This window comes from Microbacterium sp. K35 (assembly GCF_004794375.1).
In the GTDB taxonomy this organism is placed as follows: domain Bacteria; phylum Actinomycetota; class Actinomycetes; order Actinomycetales; family Microbacteriaceae; genus Microbacterium; species Microbacterium sufflavum.
In genome coordinates, this window is sequence record NZ_SSDM01000186.1 from 1 (window position 1) to 778 (window position 778).

General features: G+C 75.7%; 1 pseudogene. It reads right to left on the reverse strand.

From position 1 onward, the window contains the following. Window positions 1-778, reverse strand: a pseudogene (locus DW299_RS07240) (PucR family transcriptional regulator); the annotation flags it as partial.

Sequence of the window (778 nt, forward strand, 5' to 3'; positions counted from 1 at the left end):
GCCTCGGCGAACGACAGCCAGCCGCTGACGCCGCGCCCCGCGGTGGTGGCGTGCGCCTCGGCGTCGATGGCGCTGAGGGCCGGGCTGATCGAGCGCAGCAGCGCGAGCGGGTCGAGCCGGCCGCGCGCGACCGTGCGGAAACCGAGGTGATGCCCGCCGGTGCGCCACCCGCGCTCCGCCATCCGCCGCTCCACGTCGGTGTCGGCCGTGCCGCGCAGCTCCACGAAGTCGCGCAGCAGCCCCGACGATGCGGCGACGTCGTTGACCGCGGCGATCTCGTCGATCAGGATCCGCGCGGCGACGGCCGGCATCGCCACCTCGGCGGCGACGATGAGCGACTGCAGCTGCGCCTCGCCGAGACCGCGACCGAACAGCACGAGCCGCAGTCCGGAACGGCCGGGACTGTCCACGCGCACCGAGGCCGCAGCGTCGCCGTCGGCCCGGGCGGCATCGGTCCACGCGTCGAAGCGGATCCGGTGGCGGAGTGCATCGGCCAGGTGTCCCCCGGCTTCGCGCAGAACCCCCGCGCCGTCGATGAGCGCGACGCCGAGGCCGAGATTCGCCGCGAGGTGCCCGAGCAGGTCGCCGAGGTCGTCCGCCGCGTACTCGAACGACTGCGCGACCTTGCGCACGCGGGTGAGCGTGAGGGCGTCACGCGCCTCGATCAGCATCCAGCAGGCCCGGGCGAGCTGCACCGGCCGCTCGACGTCGAGCAGGGTGAGCCCGAGCCTGGCCGCGAGCCGGACGGCGCCGCGGTCGACGTCGGCCGCGGCGCCGT